Source organism: Pseudomonas sp. GLN_2 (genome assembly GCF_043106005.1).
In the GTDB taxonomy this organism is placed as follows: domain Bacteria; phylum Pseudomonadota; class Gammaproteobacteria; order Pseudomonadales; family Pseudomonadaceae; genus Aquipseudomonas; species Aquipseudomonas alloputida.
The window spans coordinates 135,201-152,021 of sequence record NZ_JBICMC010000087.1 but is presented as its reverse complement, the minus strand read 5'-3'; the positions used below and the strand labels follow the sequence as shown (position 1 = coordinate 152,021).

Sequence of the window (16,821 nt, the reverse complement as noted above, 5' to 3'; positions counted from 1 at the left end):
TAATTTCACACCGTCGTTCCGCCTAGCAGTGGGGCGATGGCACGCGCCTGGGCGCTGATCTTTCGAGGAATCATTTTCATGACTCCCCAACGTTTTCAGGGACGGATAACCACGGCCGTCCTGTTCATACTGCTGCCGGCTGTCTCGGCACAGGCTGCAACGCTGTCGCTGGATGAGGCGCTGCAACTGGCTGAACGTAACGCTCCCTCTCTACAGGCCCGCCAGGAGCAGGCATCAGCTGCGCGCAGCGCAGTCATTCCAGCGGGCGAACTACCCGATCCGCGCCTGAATCTCGGGGTACAAAACCTGCCGATTGAAGGCACCGATCGCTGGAGCATGAACAGAGACTTCATGACCATGCAGGTGGTTGGCCTGTCCCAAGAAGTACCGAACCGGGACAAGCGCAAAGCTCGCGTAAAAACAGCGCAGGCCACGGTCGAGCGAGTCGATGCCGAGGCGATCTTCGAACGCTTGAAGGTTAGGGCGGCAACCGCACAGGCTTGGGTTACTGCGTACACCGTGCAGCGAAAGCTTGAACAGTTCGACGCTTTCTACAAAGAAAACCAGCTGCTGGCTTCCACAGTGCGGGCCCGCCTGGCCGGAGGCGCAGGCTCTACCGCCGATACGCTGGCTCCCAAGCAAGAAGCCGCGCAGCTGGACGAGCAGAAAGACGTTTTGTTGAGTCAGGCAGCCCAAGCGCGAGCCGCGCTGAAGCGCTGGATTGGGCAGGACGCCGAAGTAGGCGCGCCGACCTTCCCTGTCTGGCCTGTAGACGCAGCTGAATACTTGCACTCCGTCCATGCCCATCCGGAGCTCAATACCTACAACGCCATGACACGCGAGGCTCAGGCCCAGGTACACCAGGCTCAGGCGGAAAAGAAATCGGATTGGTCCTGGGGAGTGGATTATCAGCGCCGTGGCCCGGACTTCAGCAACATGGTCAGTCTGCAAGTCAGCTTCCAGTTGCCGTTGTTCACCAGCTCACGGCAAGACCCGATGATTGCGGCACGACGCGCACAAGTTCGCCAATTGGAAGATGAGCAGGACGCTGCCCTGCGCGAGCATCAAGCCCAGCTTGAAACAGACCTTGCCGAGTACCACCGCTTGCAACGGGCAGTGCGGCGCAGTCGCGAAACACTTTTGCCCCTGGCCGAGGACCGGGTACGCCTCGCTCTGGCGGACTACCGCGCCGGTAAGTCGCCGTTGAGTGAAGTGCTGTCGGCACGCCGGCAGCGTGTGGAAGCGCTGCTACAGGATGTGGACCTGCAAGGACAGTTGGCGGCAACAGCAGCGCGTCTGCATTTCGTTTATGGAGAGGTGCGGGCATGAGGAATAGGTCGATTGGTTGGCTCGTGGCTGCTGCCCTTGCAATTGGGATAGGCGCGGGCTTCTGGCTAGGTGGAAGAGGTGCGTATTCCCCATCCCAGCCAGTAGGTGAGGAAAAAAAAGCGCTGTACTGGTATGACCCGATGTATCCCCAGCAGCACTTCCCGGCGCCCGGAAAATCGCCGTTCATGGACATGCCGCTCGTGCCCAAGTATTCGGATGACACGGCTGGCGAGGAGCAGCCTGCGGTTCAGGTCTCGACTGGGCTCCAGCAAAACCTTGGGATTCGATTGGCAACGGTGACGGCTGGGCGGCTAGAACGGACCCTGAGTGTGAGCGGCGTTCTGACGTTCGACGAACGCGACTTCAGCGTGTTGCAGGCCAGAACTGGCGGTTACGTCGAACGCGTCTATGGCCGAGCGACGGGCGACATCGTTGCCAAAGGCGCTCCGCTAGCCGATGTGCTGACCCCGGAGTGGGCGGGTTTGCAGGAGGAATACCTGGCGCTGCGGCATTCCGGCGACGCGCAGCTGGCGGCGGCGGCACGACAGCGGCTCGTGCTCGCCGGCATGCCGGCCGACCTGATCAACCGGGTCGCGAGCACCCGGAAGGTGCAGCTCTCGGTCACCCTCTCCGCACCCACTGCCGGTGTAATCCAAGCTCTCGATTTGCGACCCGGCATGACGTTGACGCCGGGGGCTACCTTGGCGAGGATCAATGGAGTGGCCAACGTCTGGCTGGAAGCGGCTGTGCCGGAAGCCCAGGCTCAAGGTCTTCGCGAAGGCCAGCCTGTGCGGGCGCAATTGCCAGCGTTCCCAGGCGATCCCATACCGGGCAAGTTGACCGCGTTGCTCGCCGATGCCGATTTGCAGAGCCGCACGTTGCGCCTGCGTATCGAGTTGCCCAACCGAGATGGGCGGCTTCGTCCTGGGATGACTGCTCAAGTGGCTCTCCATCCCGGCGAGCCTGCCGGGCAAAGCCTCTTGGTGCCTGCCGAGGCGGTCATCCGCACCGGCAAGCGAGACCTGGTGATGCTGGCTGAAGACGGTGGTCGCTTCCGGCCGGTGGAAGTCGTGTTGGGCCAGGAGAGCAAAGGCCAAGTTGCGGTGTTGCAGGGTCTTCAGGCAGGACAGCGCATCGTCGCGTCCGGGCAATTCCTGTTGGACTCCGACGCTAATTTGAAAGGCATCGAGGCGGCGACGGCGCAGGATAGTCAGCCTAATGCGGGGCCAGCCCTGCATGAAGCGGATGGCCGTGTCGTGCAGATAGACGGCACCCAGCTCACCGTTGCCCACGGTCCTTTCATCACCCTGGGCATGCCAGGGATGACCATGACCTTCCCTGTGGCTGAGCAGTCTCTCCTTGATGGCCTCAAGATCGGTGCGCAGATTCGCTTTGGCATACGCGAACGCGACGAGGGCATGGTAGTTGAGCAGATCAAAGTGTTAGAGGGCCAACCATGATTGCCAAACTGATCCGCTGGTCGGTAGGCAACCGTGTGCTGGTGCTCCTCGCCACGCTGTTTCTGGTGGCATGGGGCTTCGTCTCGGTGCGTAGCCTACCAATCGACGCCTTGCCCGACCTGTCGGACGTGCAGGTGATCATCCGCACGTCCTACCCAGGCCAGGCTCCCCAGATCGTTGAGAATCAGGTGACCTATCCGCTGACCACGACCATGCTCTCGGTTCCGGGGGCCAAAACGGTTCGCGGCTTCTCCGCCTTCGGTGACAGCTTCGTCTATGTGCTGTTCGAGGACGGCACCGATCTGTATTGGGCGCGCTCACGGGTGCTTGAGTACCTGAGCCAGGCGCAATCGCGATTACCTGCGGCAGCCAAGCCGGTACTGGGCCCGGACGCCACCGGGGTGGGCTGGATTTATCAGTATGCGTTGGTCGATCGCAACGGCGGCCATGACCTGTCGCAACTGCGCAGCCTGCAGGACTGGTTCCTGCGCTATGAGCTCAAGACCCTGCCGGATGTCGCTGAGGTGGCCACCATCGGCGGTATGGTCAAGCAGTACCAAGTCGTCCTCGATCCACTGCGTATGGCCAGCCTCGGGATCACCCAGGCTGAGGTGGTGGAGGCTATAGGCAAGGCCAACCAGGAGACCGGTGGCGGTGTACTGGAGCAGGGCGAAGCGGAATTCATGGTACGTGCGGCCGGCTACCTGCGATCGCTGGATGATTTCAGAGCGATACCCCTGCGACTGGCTACCAAGGGCGTGCCGGTGACATTAGGCGACGTCGCTACGGTGCAGATAGGCCCGGAAGCCCGCAGAGGCATAGGCGAACTGGACGGCCTCGGCGAAGCCGTAGGAGGTGTGGTGATCCTGCGCAGCGGGAAGAATGCTCGTGAGGCCATCGCGCACGTCAAGGCCAAGCTCGAAACCCTGAAGAAAGCCCTGCCAGCTGGGGTGGAACTTGTCACCGTCTACGACCGCAGCCAGTTGATCGACCGTGCCGTGGAGAACCTCAGTCACAAGCTGATCGAGGAATTCGTGGTAGTGGCGTTGGTATGCGCAGCGTTTCTCTGGCACCTGCGCTCGTCGTTGGTGGCTATCGTGTCGCTGCCCGTGGGAATCCTGATTGCGCTGATCGTCATGCGTCATCAGGGCATCAACGCCAACATCATGTCACTTGGCGGAATCGCTATTGCCATCGGTGCAATGGTGGACGCTGCCGTGGTCATGATCGAGAACGCCCACAAACGTGTTGAGGCCTGGCATATCCGGCATCCTGGTCAACCTTTGCGGGGAGAAGCGCATTGGAGGGTAATGACGGAGGCAGCCGTCGAGGTAGGGCCGGCACTGTTCTTCAGCCTCATGATCATCACGCTTTCGTTCATCCCGGTGTTCACGCTGCAAGCCCAGGAAGGACGCCTCTTTGCACCCTTGGCCTTTACCAAGACCTACGCAATGGCAGCGGCGGCTGCGCTATCGGTGACCCTGATTCCGGTGCTGATGGGATACTGGATCAGAGGGCCACTGCCTGCGGAACAGCGCAACCCGCTCAACCGGGGCCTCATCCGGCTGTACCGTCCGGCATTGGAGGTCGTCCTGCGCCGGCCTCTGGTTGCCCTCGCTGGAGCATTGCTCATCCTGCTCAGCAGTCTGTGGCCCTTGAATCATTTTGGGGGCGAGTTCCTTCCTCCGCTCGATGAAGGTGATCTGCTCTACATGCCTTCAGCCTTGCCTGGACTCTCGGCGCAGAAAGCTTCAGAGCTGTTGCAGCGAACGGATCGTCTGATTCGAACCGTTCCCGAAGTGGCCAGTGTCTTTGGTAAAGCCGGCCGCGCCGAGTCAGCTACCGACCCGGCACCGCTGGAGATGTTCGAAACCACCGTTCGGCTCAAGCCCAAGATTGAGTGGCGTCCAGGAATGACCACGGAGAAGCTCATCGAGGAGCTTGATCGCACTGTGCGTGTGCCTGGGCTGACCAACATCTGGATCCCGCCCATCCGCAACCGCATCGATATGCTGGCCACCGGCATCAAGAGCCCGATCGGCGTCAAGGTTGCCGGCAGTGACCTTGACCAGATAGACCGGGCTACCCTCGCTGTGGAGCGGGCAGCGAAAAAGGTGCCTGGAGTGACTTCGGCGCTGGCAGAGCGTTTGACTGGCGGCCGCTACATTGATCTGGATATCGACCGCCATGCCGCAGCCCGTTACGGCCTGAACATCACCGACGTACAGGCCATTGTCGCCGGCGCCATCGGTGGCGAAACCATCGGGGAAACGGTTGAAGGTTTGGCCCGCTATCCGATCAGCGTGCGCTATCCACGCGAATGGCGTGATTCGGTGGAGGCGTTGCGTCAGCTGCCGATCTACACCTCGCAGGGCGGCCAGCTGACCCTCGGCAGCGTGGCCCGCATACGTATCGCTGATGGCCCCCCCATGCTCAAGAGCGAGAATGCTCGCCCCTCGGGCTGGGTGTACATCGATGTGCGTGGCCGGGACCTATCGTCTGTTGTGGCAGACCTACGTCAGGCGATCAACAGCGAGGTAAAACTCGATCCAGGCATGAGCTTGAGCTACTCCGGCCAGTTCGAATACCTGGAGCGGGCGAACGCCCGTCTGGCCTGGGTGGTGCCGGCGACGCTGGCCATCATCTTCGTGCTGCTCTACCTGACCTTCGGCCGCCTCGGTGAAGCACTGCTCATCATGGGCACCTTACCTTTCGCCCTAACCGGGGGCGTCTGGCTGCTCTACCTGCTGGACTACAACCTCTCAGTGGCCACAGGCGTTGGCTTCATTGCCCTGGCCGGCGTAGCGGCGGAGTTCGGAGTGATCATGCTCATCTATCTGAATAACGCTTGGGCGGAGCGTCAGGCCAACGGCGAAACCACACGAGCAACGCTGCTCGACGCGATCCGTGAGGGCGCGGTGCAACGCATCAGGCCCAAGGCAATGACTGTGGCGGTCATCGTTGCAGGCCTGCTGCCCATCCTCTGGAGCAGCGGTACCGGCAGCGAGGTCATGAGCCGCATCGCGGTGCCCATGGTGGGCGGCATGCTCACCGCCCCCTTGCTTTCACTTTTTGTAATCCCTGCGGCGTACTGGCTGATCCGTCGCCGCGAACTTGCTGTAACTACCCCCAACCTCTCAGGAGAAATCCAATGAAAAAGCTAATTGTCATCGCAGGCCTGGTCACAGCTTTCGCCGCCAGTGTGCATGCCCAGGACATGGATGGTATGGACATGAAGAAAATGCCAGCCTCCGCCGAGGGTGGCCAAGGCAGCCAGGCGGCGCCCACTGCGCATGCGGAAGGGACAATTAAGGCGCTGGATCCTCAAAGCGGGAAAATCACCTTGGCGCACGGCCCGGTAGCAGAGCTCAAATGGCCGGCGATGACCATGGGCTTCCAAGCTGAGCCTGCACAGCTGAAGGGCTTGAACGTAGGAGACAAGGTGAAATTTGGGTTCCGTATGGAGGGAAGTGTCGCGAAAATCGTGAGCATCCAGAAGCAGTGATTGAAAAGCCTTGAATGATCGGGCACGCCTTCATACCGAGATGATTCGGACAAGCTTACATAAATGTAATCAATCTTCAGGCCCCCGTCAGGTCGAACGCTACATACCGTCATGAGACGGTGCACTGGCATCTCATCGACCCGATACCGGAGATATGATCATGAACAGTAGCTTTGATGAATGCATCTCGGAATGCATGCGCTGCGCGCTGGCCTGTGAAGTCTGCGCGTCAGCCTGCCTGCGAGAGCAGGACGTAAAAATGATGGCTGACTGCATCAAGCTGGACAGGGATTGCGCAGATATGTGCAAGCTGGCGGCTACCTTGATGACACGAGAAAGCATGCTCGCCAAGGAATTTTGTGCGTTGTGCGCAAGGATTTGCCGCGCCTGCGGGGAGGCGTGCGGTAAGCATAAGGCAGACCACTGTCAGCATTGCGCACAGACCTGTTTGGCCTGCGCTGCATCCTGCGAAGCAATGGCTGCGTAAGCGTTTTCGCCCAGTCAGCTTTCCATGCGCCTGACAAAGGATATGGATACGTCGTTAACCGTCTGGCTAGGGAGACGGGTAGTCCGCTGATGTTGAGCATGCGCTCTGGCGGAGCCTAGCTTGGGCAGCCATTCACCAAGGCGCTGCCTTACGGATCTGATGACAAAAAAGCCCGCCTCGGCGGCGGGCTATCAGATGTCTCCCAGGGGAGGCTGTAGGCCAACAAGTCTCGGAGCAAGCATTTGTAGGATACGCCTCTTGGCTCACGCCCACCAGCCAGCTTCGGCCGGAGCGAATGGTTCTACGTCGAGGGCATTGGAAACGGCTTATGTAGGCCCCGTCAATTGGCAGGGCAATCCGCAAAGACAAAGCAGGCCGATTATCCCCTGGCGGTATACCCCCAGGCAGAGTCAAAGGCAAAGCTAGGGGGGAAATCTAGCGGGTACCCCGATTTGAGGGCAGAATCACCAGCTTCACCTACGTTGCACTGGGTTGAGGGGCAGTTTGAAACTGCTATCTAGCGCGACAGCGACCATCGCCGCCATGAGCAAGAGCACAGGTGCGCCTTGAGTACTCAGCACAAAGGCCGTAGCAAACGGCCCCGTGGCCTGCGCCAAGACCATTGGGCGAGCTAATGCTCCCATGCGTGCGCGATACCCTTGCCAAACAGCACCAGAGGCAAGATGACTCTGGCAATAGTGAGAATCCCGATGCCGGCGCCCTACAGCGCTGCTGCAGGGAATGCCAGCCAAGGCACGCCAGGAATGAATAAGCAGATGCCGATGAAGCTCACCAACACGCCGGCACGGCCGACCAGGTTGGGTGAAGATGCCGAGCAAGCGAGAACTCCAATACTCTTGCCACCACCTGGGCCGGCCCAAGGACCATCCCCACCGCCAACACCGTGACCGTTGGAAGGCCAAGTTCCTTGAGCGAGGTGAGAAGATGCACAGAGAGGGTGGCCATGACGAAGGCAATGACCGTGAGTAGCCCTGCAACGAACCAGAAAAGCCGGCGGGCGCCATCATCGTTGAGCGGCGACTGAGCCTGCTTGGTGCTGTAGTCGGGAGGTTAACCTCATCGCCGGCGCACAGTATCAGAGGTAAGCCATGGCGCTGTTAAAAACAATGTCCGCTGAGCGTGCGTCAGCTCTGGCATACGCTTGGCCTTCCGTTACCTGTTGATAATCTATGCTATACCTTATGTCCAGCACACCTCATACGTTTAGTGAGGAAACGCGCGCTAAGGGTCAAAAACAGTATGGCTCGACTTACATGCATGATCCCTGGCTCTGTTTTCATGACTAAGTAGCGGGCGATCAACGCTTCTCAAGCACATAGCCCACACCGCGAAGCGTATGGATCAGCTTCGTCTCGAAAGGGTCATCGATCTTGGCTCTAAGTCTTCGAATCGACACTTCTACAACGTTTGTATCGCAGTCGAAGTTCATATCCCAGACCTGTGAGATGATCTGTGTGCGGCTGAGCACCACGCCGGTATTGCGCATTAGGTAGTGCAGAAGTGCAAACTCTTTCGTCGTCAGATCAATACGCTGGCCGTCCCTGAAGGCCCTGTGACGGCTCTGGTCTAGCTCCAGGTCAGCGACACGAATGATCTCCACAGATGCAGGGTGTTCAGACCTGCGCATTAAGGCGCGAACCCGGGCTAGCAGTTCTGGGAACTCAAATGGTTTGATCAGGTAGTCATCTGCACCGTTCTCCAAACCCCGGACCTTATCTGCCAAACGACTTCTCGCCGTGAGCATCATGATGCGGGAGGGGCAATTTTTACGCCTCAAAAGCTCAAGTACCTGCCACCCATCCATTTCTGGCAGATTGATATCAAGAATAATCAACTCGTATTCGTGTTGCTTGGCTAGGAATAGCCCATCTGACCCGGTATGCACGCAATCGACGACATAACCGCATTCTGTAAGGCCTTGACGCACATATTCCGCAGTTTTTACTTCGTCCTCAATTACCAGAATTCGCATGGGATTTTGTCTCGATATCACTGAGCAATTAACCGCGCACGCGCGCCGGCATTATTGAAAGGAATGGTAAATCAAAATGAGCTGGGCGGGGCCTAAATGACGGATTTGTAATTTCCAGGTAATATGATTGATAGTCTGGAGGTATATCTTTTCGCGGTTTGGGTTTGACAGGTGCGGGCCCTCTCTCCAATAGGTAATTTGACCTTATGAAGTATGTGGTTGTTTTCTTCTTTGTGTTGACTTTGTTCCGTTCAGATGACGGCGAAGTTACTCATGTCGAGGAAACTGGTCATTGGTGCAGCCATGAGTTTCACCGGCATGCAATGCGTACACTCGAACGGTTGATTGAATTTTAGGTAAAAAAAAGGCGCCCAAAGGGCGCCAAATATCCACCTTTTACCAAAGGAGCACTTAAGCCACTCAAGGTGAATTCGTAATGCACATTTTTCTGAAGAGACCAGTTTACGAATAAACTGATCCCCTTAGAGAATCACAGGATCGAAAGCGGGTACTCAATGATCACACGAGTTTCATCCAGATCCGATTCGAATGCAGTGGCACGCGTGGTGGCCTGGCGCAACCGGAAGGACAGGTCTTTTGCTGGACCAGTTTGCACGACATATTTAACCTCTACGTCACGCTCCCAACGTTTCTGATTGGTGAGCGGATCACCGTTGGCGTCGGTGCGCATGTAGAACTGGTTGGCGTTCGAGTAGTCTGCGCCCGAGCCTCTGGCGTAGCGGGTCATGAACGTCAGACCAGGAATGCCGTAGCTGGTGAAGTTCAGGTCGTAGCGCAGCATCCAGGAACGCTCTTTCGGCGAGTTGAAGTCGCTGTACTGGATAGAGTTGTCGACGAAAATCGAGTCTGACTGACGCAGGTAGTCGAAATCATCGTCGCCGTTGTTGCGTTGGTGCGACAGGGCCAGGGTGTGAGCGCCGTAACGGACCCCGACCTTGGCACTCCAGATATCGTTGTCAAACTCGCCTAGGCGCTGCTTCCCTTCATCCACGGCTTTGTAATAGTTGAAGCCGCCAATCAGCGCAAGGTCGTCATTCAGTGGATAGGCGAAGCTGGTGCCAGCGTAGTACTGGTTCCAGACTTCTTTCAACTGACTGGCGTATACGCTCACGGTCCAGTTATCGTTGATCGCGTAATCACCGCCACCGTAGCCTACCCAAGGCGAGTTAACCGGGCCACCGTAGAAAGTTGCGAAGTTATCATTCAGATTGCTGGAGACCGGCTGGCTCATCGCATGCAGTCGGCCACCCTGCAGGGTGAGGCCCTGGATGCTGGTGTTCTCAACGGTCACACCGCGGAAGCTTTCAGGCAACAGGCGCGAGTCGCCTGATGCAACAACTGGCGTCGACGGGAAAACATCACCCACTTTCACGACCGTATCAAACAAGCGAACTTTAGCCGCCCCGCCAACCTTGGTGTATTCGTCGCGAGCTTCGCCTTTGTTATCAACAGGCATGACGTCGAATGAACTACGACCGCCGTTGCGCCCGTCACCAGTATCGAGCTTAAGCCCTATCATGGCAAAGGCATCAACACCAACGCCGACCGTCCCTTGGGTAAAACCAGAGTTGAATTTGGTGATGATCCCGTGCGCCCAGGCCTCGGAGTAGCCATTGGTGTTGCCCTTGCCGCTGTTGTAAGTGGGAGCTGAGCTGTCGCGGTTATCACGATTGAAATAGAAGTTGCGGTTGAGCACTGTAAGGCTGCTACCTTCGATGAAACCTTCGGGCTTATCTTCAGCTTGAGCAGTAACTGCATAGCTTCCAGACAGCGCCGAAACTGCCGCCAAATACAGTGGTACTTTGATTTTCATCCGATGCTCCTTTGATTTACGGCAGTTTTTATTATGTTTTCCGGCGCGGGTGTCGTTATAAGTTCTGAGCCGGCGGCGCGCCTCGCGTAGCGCCGAGCTCATATTTGCAGGCGGAAGATAACGGGATGGTGATAGGAAAATTACAATTTCGTCATCTGGTCGTTATTTTGGTCATTGACGCCGCATGCTAGCCATCTCTCGCGTTCGCAATGAAATTCGGTGGTTCGACTGTGTCATCAGCGTTTTCGGGCATTACAAGCTTTTCTTACGAAATTGTAATTTTCTAGCCACCCCTCTGATAGCTACCGCTCTTTAGAGTGCCATCACCTAATCCAGTGGGGCTTGGCAGCTATTTCGGCGTTCTGGCCAAGCTAACGAAGTTTGTGCACGAGGACCAAGAAAGTGCTCCGGTATAACCGCAATGTCTTATCCAAGACCTACGTCTCACCGTGGAAAATTGCCGCTCTCTGTGCGGTGATTTCCGGGTTGCTGGCACCCACCGCATTTGCCCAAAGCATCAGCTTGCCCCAAGCGCTGTCGACGGCAATGGATGCCAACCCAGACCTCGCGGCGGCACGTCAGGAAATCGGCATCGCGGACGGTGCGCGCAAGCAAGCCGGGCTGATTCCAAACCCCGAAATCTCGTATGAGATGGAGGACACACAGCGTAACACCAGCACAACGACCGTTACGCTAAGTCAGACCTTGGAGCTCGGTGGTAAGCGGGGAGCCCGCGTAGATGTCGCCACATACGGCCAGAGTGTTGCACAACTGGAACTGGACCGACGCGTGAATGGTCTGCGTGCAGACGTCGTGCAGGCGTTTTACGCTGCATTACGAGCCCAAACCGGACTCGACCTCGCTAAACAATCCCTTGAACTTACTGAGCGCGGCCTTCGCATTGTCGATGGTCGAGTTCGCGCAGGTAAATCTTCACCTGTGGAGGCTACCCGCGCCCAGGTTCAACTGGCTGAAGCCCGGTTGCAGGTCCGTCGCGCCGAAACGGAAAAAGCGAATGCTTACCAGCAACTCGCCCAAGTCACGGGGAGTTCTGTGACCATATTCGATCGCCTTGAATCACCAACCTTGTCTCCTGGCATGCCGCCGCGCACTGAAGAGTTGCTGGCAAAGCTCGATCAGACTCCGGAAATGCGGCAGGCAGTGGTGGAGATTGATAAGAGCGATGCCTCGCTTGGCGCAGAAAAAGCTCAGCGTATTCCAAACCTCACGGTAAGCGTGGGTAGCCAGTACGACCGCTCGGTGCGCGAGCGAGTCAATGTCGTTGGTCTGTCCATGCCTTTGCCGCTGTTTGATCGTAACCAAGGCAACATTCTTTCCGCTTCTCGACGTGCCGATCAGGCCCGCGACCTGCGTAACGCTGTCGAGTTGAGACTGCGCGCCCAAACCCAAACCGCGCTGAACCAGTGGTCCACCGCCATGCAAGAAGTTGAGTCCTACGACAAGACCATTCTGCCCTCAGCCCAGCAGGCCGTGGATACCGCAACCCGCGGATTCGAGATGGGGAAATTCGGCTTTATCGAAGTACTGGACGCCCAGCGCACCTTGATCCTTGCTCGTGGCCAGTATCTCGACTCGCTGGCAGCGGCGACCAATGCGCGTGCGCAAGTAGAAAGGGTTTATGGCGAAGTAGGCTCGACCGCCGGCGCACGCTGAACGGGGCATACATTTTTCTCGGCACTCGGCGTTTAAACCTGCCGGTGCCTACGATCAGCAGGAGTAGCAATGGAAAACAAACGCAAGATCGCCCTCGCGGTAGCCGCTGTGGCAATCCTTGGATTTGGCAGCCTCGCCTGGAACAGCAGTTCCGATCAACAAGCGGCGACTAACGCAGAACATGGTGCTGACGATGGTCATGGCCATGACAAGAAGGCCGGATCAGCTAACAAAGAGAACAGTGAAGCGGAGCATAGTGAAGATGGGCACGGTGAAGAAGGTCATGGCGAGGAGGGCCACAGTGAAGAGGGCGGTGAGGAAGAAGGTAAGCTAACCCTTAGTGCTGAACAGATCAAAGCAGCTGGCGTGACTCTGGAATCGGCAGCGCCTCGTGATTTGGGAACCGTCGTGAGCTTCCCGGGTGAGATTCGTTTTGACGAGGACCGCACTGCGCACGTTGTTCCTCGCGTTCCAGGCGTTGTCGAAACAGTCCAGGCGAATTTGGGTGAGTCCGTCAAGAAGGGTCAAGTCCTTGCGGTGATTGCCAGCCAGCAGATCTCTGACCTGCGCAGCGAGCAACAAGCCGCTCAGCGTCGTGTCGAACTTGCGCGCGTGACTTTTAGCCGAGAGAAGCAGCTCTGGCAGGACAAGATTTCTGCGGAGCAGGACTACCTCCAGGCTCGCCAGGCGCTGCAGGAAGCCGAAATCTCTCTGGCCAACGCCAAGCAAAAAGTCAGCGCGATCGGTGCCTCGGTCAGTTCGGTAGGCGGTAACCGTTACGAACTCAGGGCTCCCTTTGACGCCGTAGTGGTGGAGAAACACTTGACCGTCGGGGAAGTCGTCAGCGAGGCGACTAACGCCTTTATTCTGTCCGACCTTAACCAAGTTTGGGCCACTTTCGCTGTACCGCCTACCGATTTGGCCAAGGTCACTACCGGCCGCGCCGTGAAGGTTTCCTCACCTGACATGAACGTGGAGGTCGAGGGCAAGGTGGGTTATGTCGGCAGCCTGTTGGGCGAGCAAAACCGAGCAGCGACCGTCCGCGTTACGTTGACCAATCCCAACGGGGCCTGGCGTCCTGGTCTTTTCGTGAACATCGCAGTCACGTCCCAGACTGATCGCGTGGCGGTGGCTGTCCCGGAACACGCCGTGCAGACCGTTGAGGACAAACCATCGGTCTTCGTACGCACCGCCGAGGGCTTCGACACCCGCCCAGTAAAGCTGGGCCGCCGTGACAGTGGGTACGTGGAAATCACGGACGGCATCGAAGCGGGCGCTCAAGTGGCTACCAATGGCAGCTTCACACTCAAGTCTGAGCTCGGCAAAGCCTCTGCCGAGCACAGTCACTGATGCGAACTGACAGGATGATTTCTTATGTTTGAACGTATCATCAGATTTGCCATTGAACAGCGGATCGTTGTAATGATCGCTGTCCTGATCATGGCCGGTATCGGCATCTACAGCTACCAAAAGCTGCCGATCGATGCCGTTCCTGACATTACCAACGTCCAGGTGCAGATCAACACTGCAGCGCCTGGCTATTCCCCATTGGAAACCGAGCAACGGATCACGTTTCCAGTTGAAACGGCCATGGCTGGTCTTCCAGGTCTTCAGCAGACCCGTTCGCTGTCTCGCTCGGGCCTGTCTCAGGTGACCGTGATTTTCAAGGACGGCACCGACATCTTCTTTGCCCGCCAGCTGATCAATGAGCGGCTACAGGTTGCAAAGGAACAGCTGCCAGAGGGCGTAGATGCCGTCATGGGCCCGGTCTCAACCGGCCTCGGCGAAATTTTCCTGTGGACCGTTGAAGCCGAAGAGGGCGCGGTCAAAGAAGACGGTACGCCCTACACGCCCACCGACCTGCGGGTAATCCAGGACTGGATCATCAAGCCTCAGCTGCGCAACGTACCTGGCGTGGCAGAGATCAATACCATCGGTGGCTTTGCCAAGCAGTTCCTGGTTGCGCCGGATCCGAAGCGCCTGGCTACCTACAAGTTGACCCTGAATGATCTGGTAGCCGCGTTGGAAAGCAACAACGCCAACGTAGGCGCCGGTTACATCGAGCGTAATGGTGAGCAGTTGCTCATTCGTGCACCGGGCCAAGTCGGCAACATCGAAGACATCGCCAACATCGTAATCACCAGTGTGGATGGTGCACCGATTCGCATCAGCAACGTCGCCGACGTCAGCATCGGTAAGGAGCTTCGTACTGGTGCTGCCACTGAGAATGGCCGCGAGGTCGTGCTCGGTACAGTATTCATGCTGATCGGTGAGAACAGCCGCACTGTGTCCCAAGCTGTCGCAGCGAAGCTTGCGGACATCAACCGTACTCTGCCAAAGGGCGTGGTTGCGGTCACCGTTTACGATCGTACCAACTTGGTTGAAAAAGCCATTGCGACGGTGAAGAAGAACTTGGTTGAAGGTGCGATCCTGGTTATCGCCATTCTGTTCCTGTTCCTCGGCAACATCCGTGCAGCGTTGATCACCGCGATGGTGATCCCGCTGTCCATGCTGTTCACCTTCACAGGGATGTTCAATAACAAGGTCAGTGCCAACCTAATGAGTTTGGGCGCACTCGACTTCGGCATCATCGTCGACGGGGCCGTGGTCATCGTGGAGAACGCGATCCGTCGATTAGCACATGCGCAGCACAAACATGGCCGTATGCTCACCAAAACCGAACGCTTCCATGAGGTCTTTGCTGCTGCCCGCGAAGCGCGTCGGCCACTGATCTTCGGGCAACTGATCATTATGGTGGTGTACCTGCCCATCTTCGCCCTCACCGGCGTGGAGGGCAAAATGTTCCACCCCATGGCATTCACCGTTGTGATGGCGCTATTGGGTGCAATGATCCTCTCCGTTACCTTCGTGCCGGCAGCGATCGCCATGTTCGTCACTGGCAAGGTCAAGGAGGAAGAGGGCGTTGTTATGCGCACTGCGCGGCTGCGTTATGAGCCTGTGCTGCAGTGGGTGCTTGGGCATCGGAATATCGCTTTCTCCGCCGCACTAGCACTGGTCGTTCTCAGCGGTGTACTTGCCAGTCGCATGGGGAGCGAGTTCATCCCAAGTCTCAGTGAGGGGGACTTCGCTCTTCAAGCCTTGCGCGTACCTGGTACTAGCCTCAGCCAGTCGGTGGACATGCAGGAGCGTTTGGAAAAAGCAGTCATCGAGCAGGTACCGGAAGTTGAGCGTATGTTCGGCCGAACCGGTACGGCTGAAATCGCCTCTGACCCAATGCCACCGAATATCTCCGATGCTTACGTCATGCTCAAACCAAAGGACCAATGGGCCGATCCCGACAAGTCGCGGGAGGAGCTCATTGCCGAGGTTCAAAAGGCGGCAGCCAGTGTCCCGGGCAGTAACTATGAACTCTCCCAGCCTATCCAGCTTCGTTTCAACGAACTGATCTCCGGGGTGCGCAGCGATGTTGCGGTGAAGGTTTATGGTGACGACATGGATGTGCTCAACAGCACGGCCAATAAGATCGCCGCAGCGCTCAAAGCGGTACCAGGCTCCTCGGAGGTCAAGGTTGAGCAGACCACAGGTCTGCCAGTGCTGACCATTAACATCGACCGGGAAAAAGCAGCACGCTACGGCCTGAACATTGCGGACGTGCAGAATTCGATCGCGATTGCTGTGGGTGGTCGTACAGCGGGAACGTTGTACGAGGGTGATCGCCGATTCGACATGGTGGTGCGCCTGCCTGAGGCTGTACGCACCGACGTCGCGGGTATGTCTAGTTTGCTGATTCCTGTGCCTGCCAATGCGGCTCAGGGCGCTAATCAGATCGGTTTCATTCCACTTTCGCAGGTCGCTAAGCTGGACTTGCAGTTGGGCCCGAACCAGATCAGCCGCGAGAACGGTAAGCGCTTGGTTATTGTAAGCGCCAACGTCCGGGGCCGTGACCTTGGGTCGTTCGTTGATGAGGCGGCATCTACCTTGTCAACGAAGGTGGAAATTCCAGCAGGCTACTGGACCAGTTGGGGCGGCCAGTTCGAGCAGCTGCAGTCGGCAGCCAAGCGCCTGCAGATTGTGGTTCCGGTAGCCTTACTGCTGGTAATGACCTTGCTGTTCTTGATGTTCAACAACCTGAAGGACGGCATGCTGGTCTTCACCGGTATTCCATTCGCTCTCACTGGCGGGGTCGTGGCCCTTTGGCTGCGTGATATCCCGCTCTCGATCTCGGCAGGGGTAGGCTTCATCGCACTCTCCGGCGTCGCGGTACTGAACGGCCTGGTGATGATTGCCTTCATTCGCGGATTGCGAGAAGAGGGACGAACGCTCAGGCAGGCAGTCGATGAAGGCGCACTCACCCGACTGCGACCAGTGTTGATGACAGCCTTGGTGGCGTCCCTGGGCTTCATCCCAATGGCCTTGGCCACCGGTACCGGTGCGGAGGTTCAACGGCCTCTGGCTACAGTGGTAATTGGTGGGATCCTTTCCTCCACCGCGCTGACTTTGCTGGTCCTGCCGGCCCTGTATCATTGGGCACATCGCAAGGATGAAGACGGCGACGAGGCAGAAGCCGTAAGCTGATCC

10 protein-coding genes are annotated in these 16,821 nt (G+C 57.8%); 8 read left to right on the top strand and 2 right to left on the bottom strand.

What is annotated here, in order from left to right:
* Window positions 1-78 precede the first annotated feature (78 nt).
* From ACF8Q6_RS21645 to ACF8Q6_RS21625, 5 genes are all read left to right on the top strand, one after another.
* Window positions 79-1,329 (top strand): TolC family protein, encoded by a 1,251-nt coding sequence (locus ACF8Q6_RS21645; protein WP_324737281.1) that lies wholly within the window; start codon window positions 79-81, stop codon window positions 1,327-1,329.
* Window positions 1,326-2,789: an efflux RND transporter periplasmic adaptor subunit gene (locus ACF8Q6_RS21640; protein WP_324737253.1), complete on the top strand. Its 1,464-nt coding sequence runs from the start codon at window positions 1,326-1,328 to the stop codon at window positions 2,787-2,789. The genes ACF8Q6_RS21645 and ACF8Q6_RS21640 overlap by 4 nt, the downstream gene beginning before the upstream one ends.
* Window positions 2,786-5,944: an efflux RND transporter permease subunit gene (locus ACF8Q6_RS21635; protein ID WP_266025004.1), complete on the top strand. Its 3,159-nt coding sequence runs from the start codon at window positions 2,786-2,788 to the stop codon at window positions 5,942-5,944. Before ACF8Q6_RS21640 ends, ACF8Q6_RS21635 begins: the two co-directional genes overlap by 4 nt.
* On the top strand, window positions 5,941-6,294 hold the full coding sequence (locus ACF8Q6_RS21630; protein ID WP_047595905.1) for a copper-binding protein: 354 nt from the start codon (window positions 5,941-5,943) through the stop codon (window positions 6,292-6,294). Before ACF8Q6_RS21635 ends, ACF8Q6_RS21630 begins: the two co-directional genes overlap by 4 nt.
* 160 nt (window positions 6,295-6,454) lie before the next feature.
* The gene (locus ACF8Q6_RS21625) at window positions 6,455-6,781 is read left to right on the top strand and encodes a four-helix bundle copper-binding protein (RefSeq protein WP_085982928.1); all 327 of its coding nucleotides are present in this window, start codon (window positions 6,455-6,457) and stop codon (window positions 6,779-6,781) included.
* Between the two features lie 1,318 nt (window positions 6,782-8,099).
* Here ACF8Q6_RS21625 and ACF8Q6_RS21620 read toward each other — a convergent pair.
* Together ACF8Q6_RS21620 and ACF8Q6_RS21615 are read right to left on the bottom strand one after the other, a co-directional pair.
* Complete coding sequence (locus ACF8Q6_RS21620; RefSeq protein ID WP_013974882.1) at window positions 8,100-8,774, bottom strand: heavy metal response regulator transcription factor; 675 nt, start codon at window positions 8,772-8,774, stop codon at window positions 8,100-8,102.
* A 490-nt stretch (window positions 8,775-9,264) separates the two neighbouring features.
* On the bottom strand, window positions 9,265-10,608 hold the full coding sequence (locus ACF8Q6_RS21615; protein ID WP_013974881.1) for an OprD family porin: 1,344 nt from the start codon (window positions 10,606-10,608) through the stop codon (window positions 9,265-9,267).
* Window positions 10,609-11,010: 402 nt separating this feature from the next.
* Between ACF8Q6_RS21615 and ACF8Q6_RS21610 the strand changes: the two genes are divergently transcribed.
* The 3 genes from ACF8Q6_RS21610 (at window position 11,011) to ACF8Q6_RS21600 (ending at window position 16,818) form a co-directional block, all read left to right on the top strand.
* Entirely contained in the window at window positions 11,011-12,282 is a 1,272-nt protein-coding gene (locus ACF8Q6_RS21610) for a TolC family protein (protein ID WP_266025068.1), read from the top strand.
* Between the two features lie 69 nt (window positions 12,283-12,351).
* Entirely contained in the window at window positions 12,352-13,632 is a 1,281-nt protein-coding gene (locus ACF8Q6_RS21605; protein ID WP_324737252.1) for an efflux RND transporter periplasmic adaptor subunit, read from the top strand.
* A gap of 24 nt (window positions 13,633-13,656) precedes the next feature.
* The gene (locus ACF8Q6_RS21600; protein ID WP_225789569.1) at window positions 13,657-16,818 is read left to right on the top strand and encodes a CusA/CzcA family heavy metal efflux RND transporter; all 3,162 of its coding nucleotides are present in this window, start codon (window positions 13,657-13,659) and stop codon (window positions 16,816-16,818) included.
* Window positions 16,819-16,821: the final 3 nt, after the last annotated feature.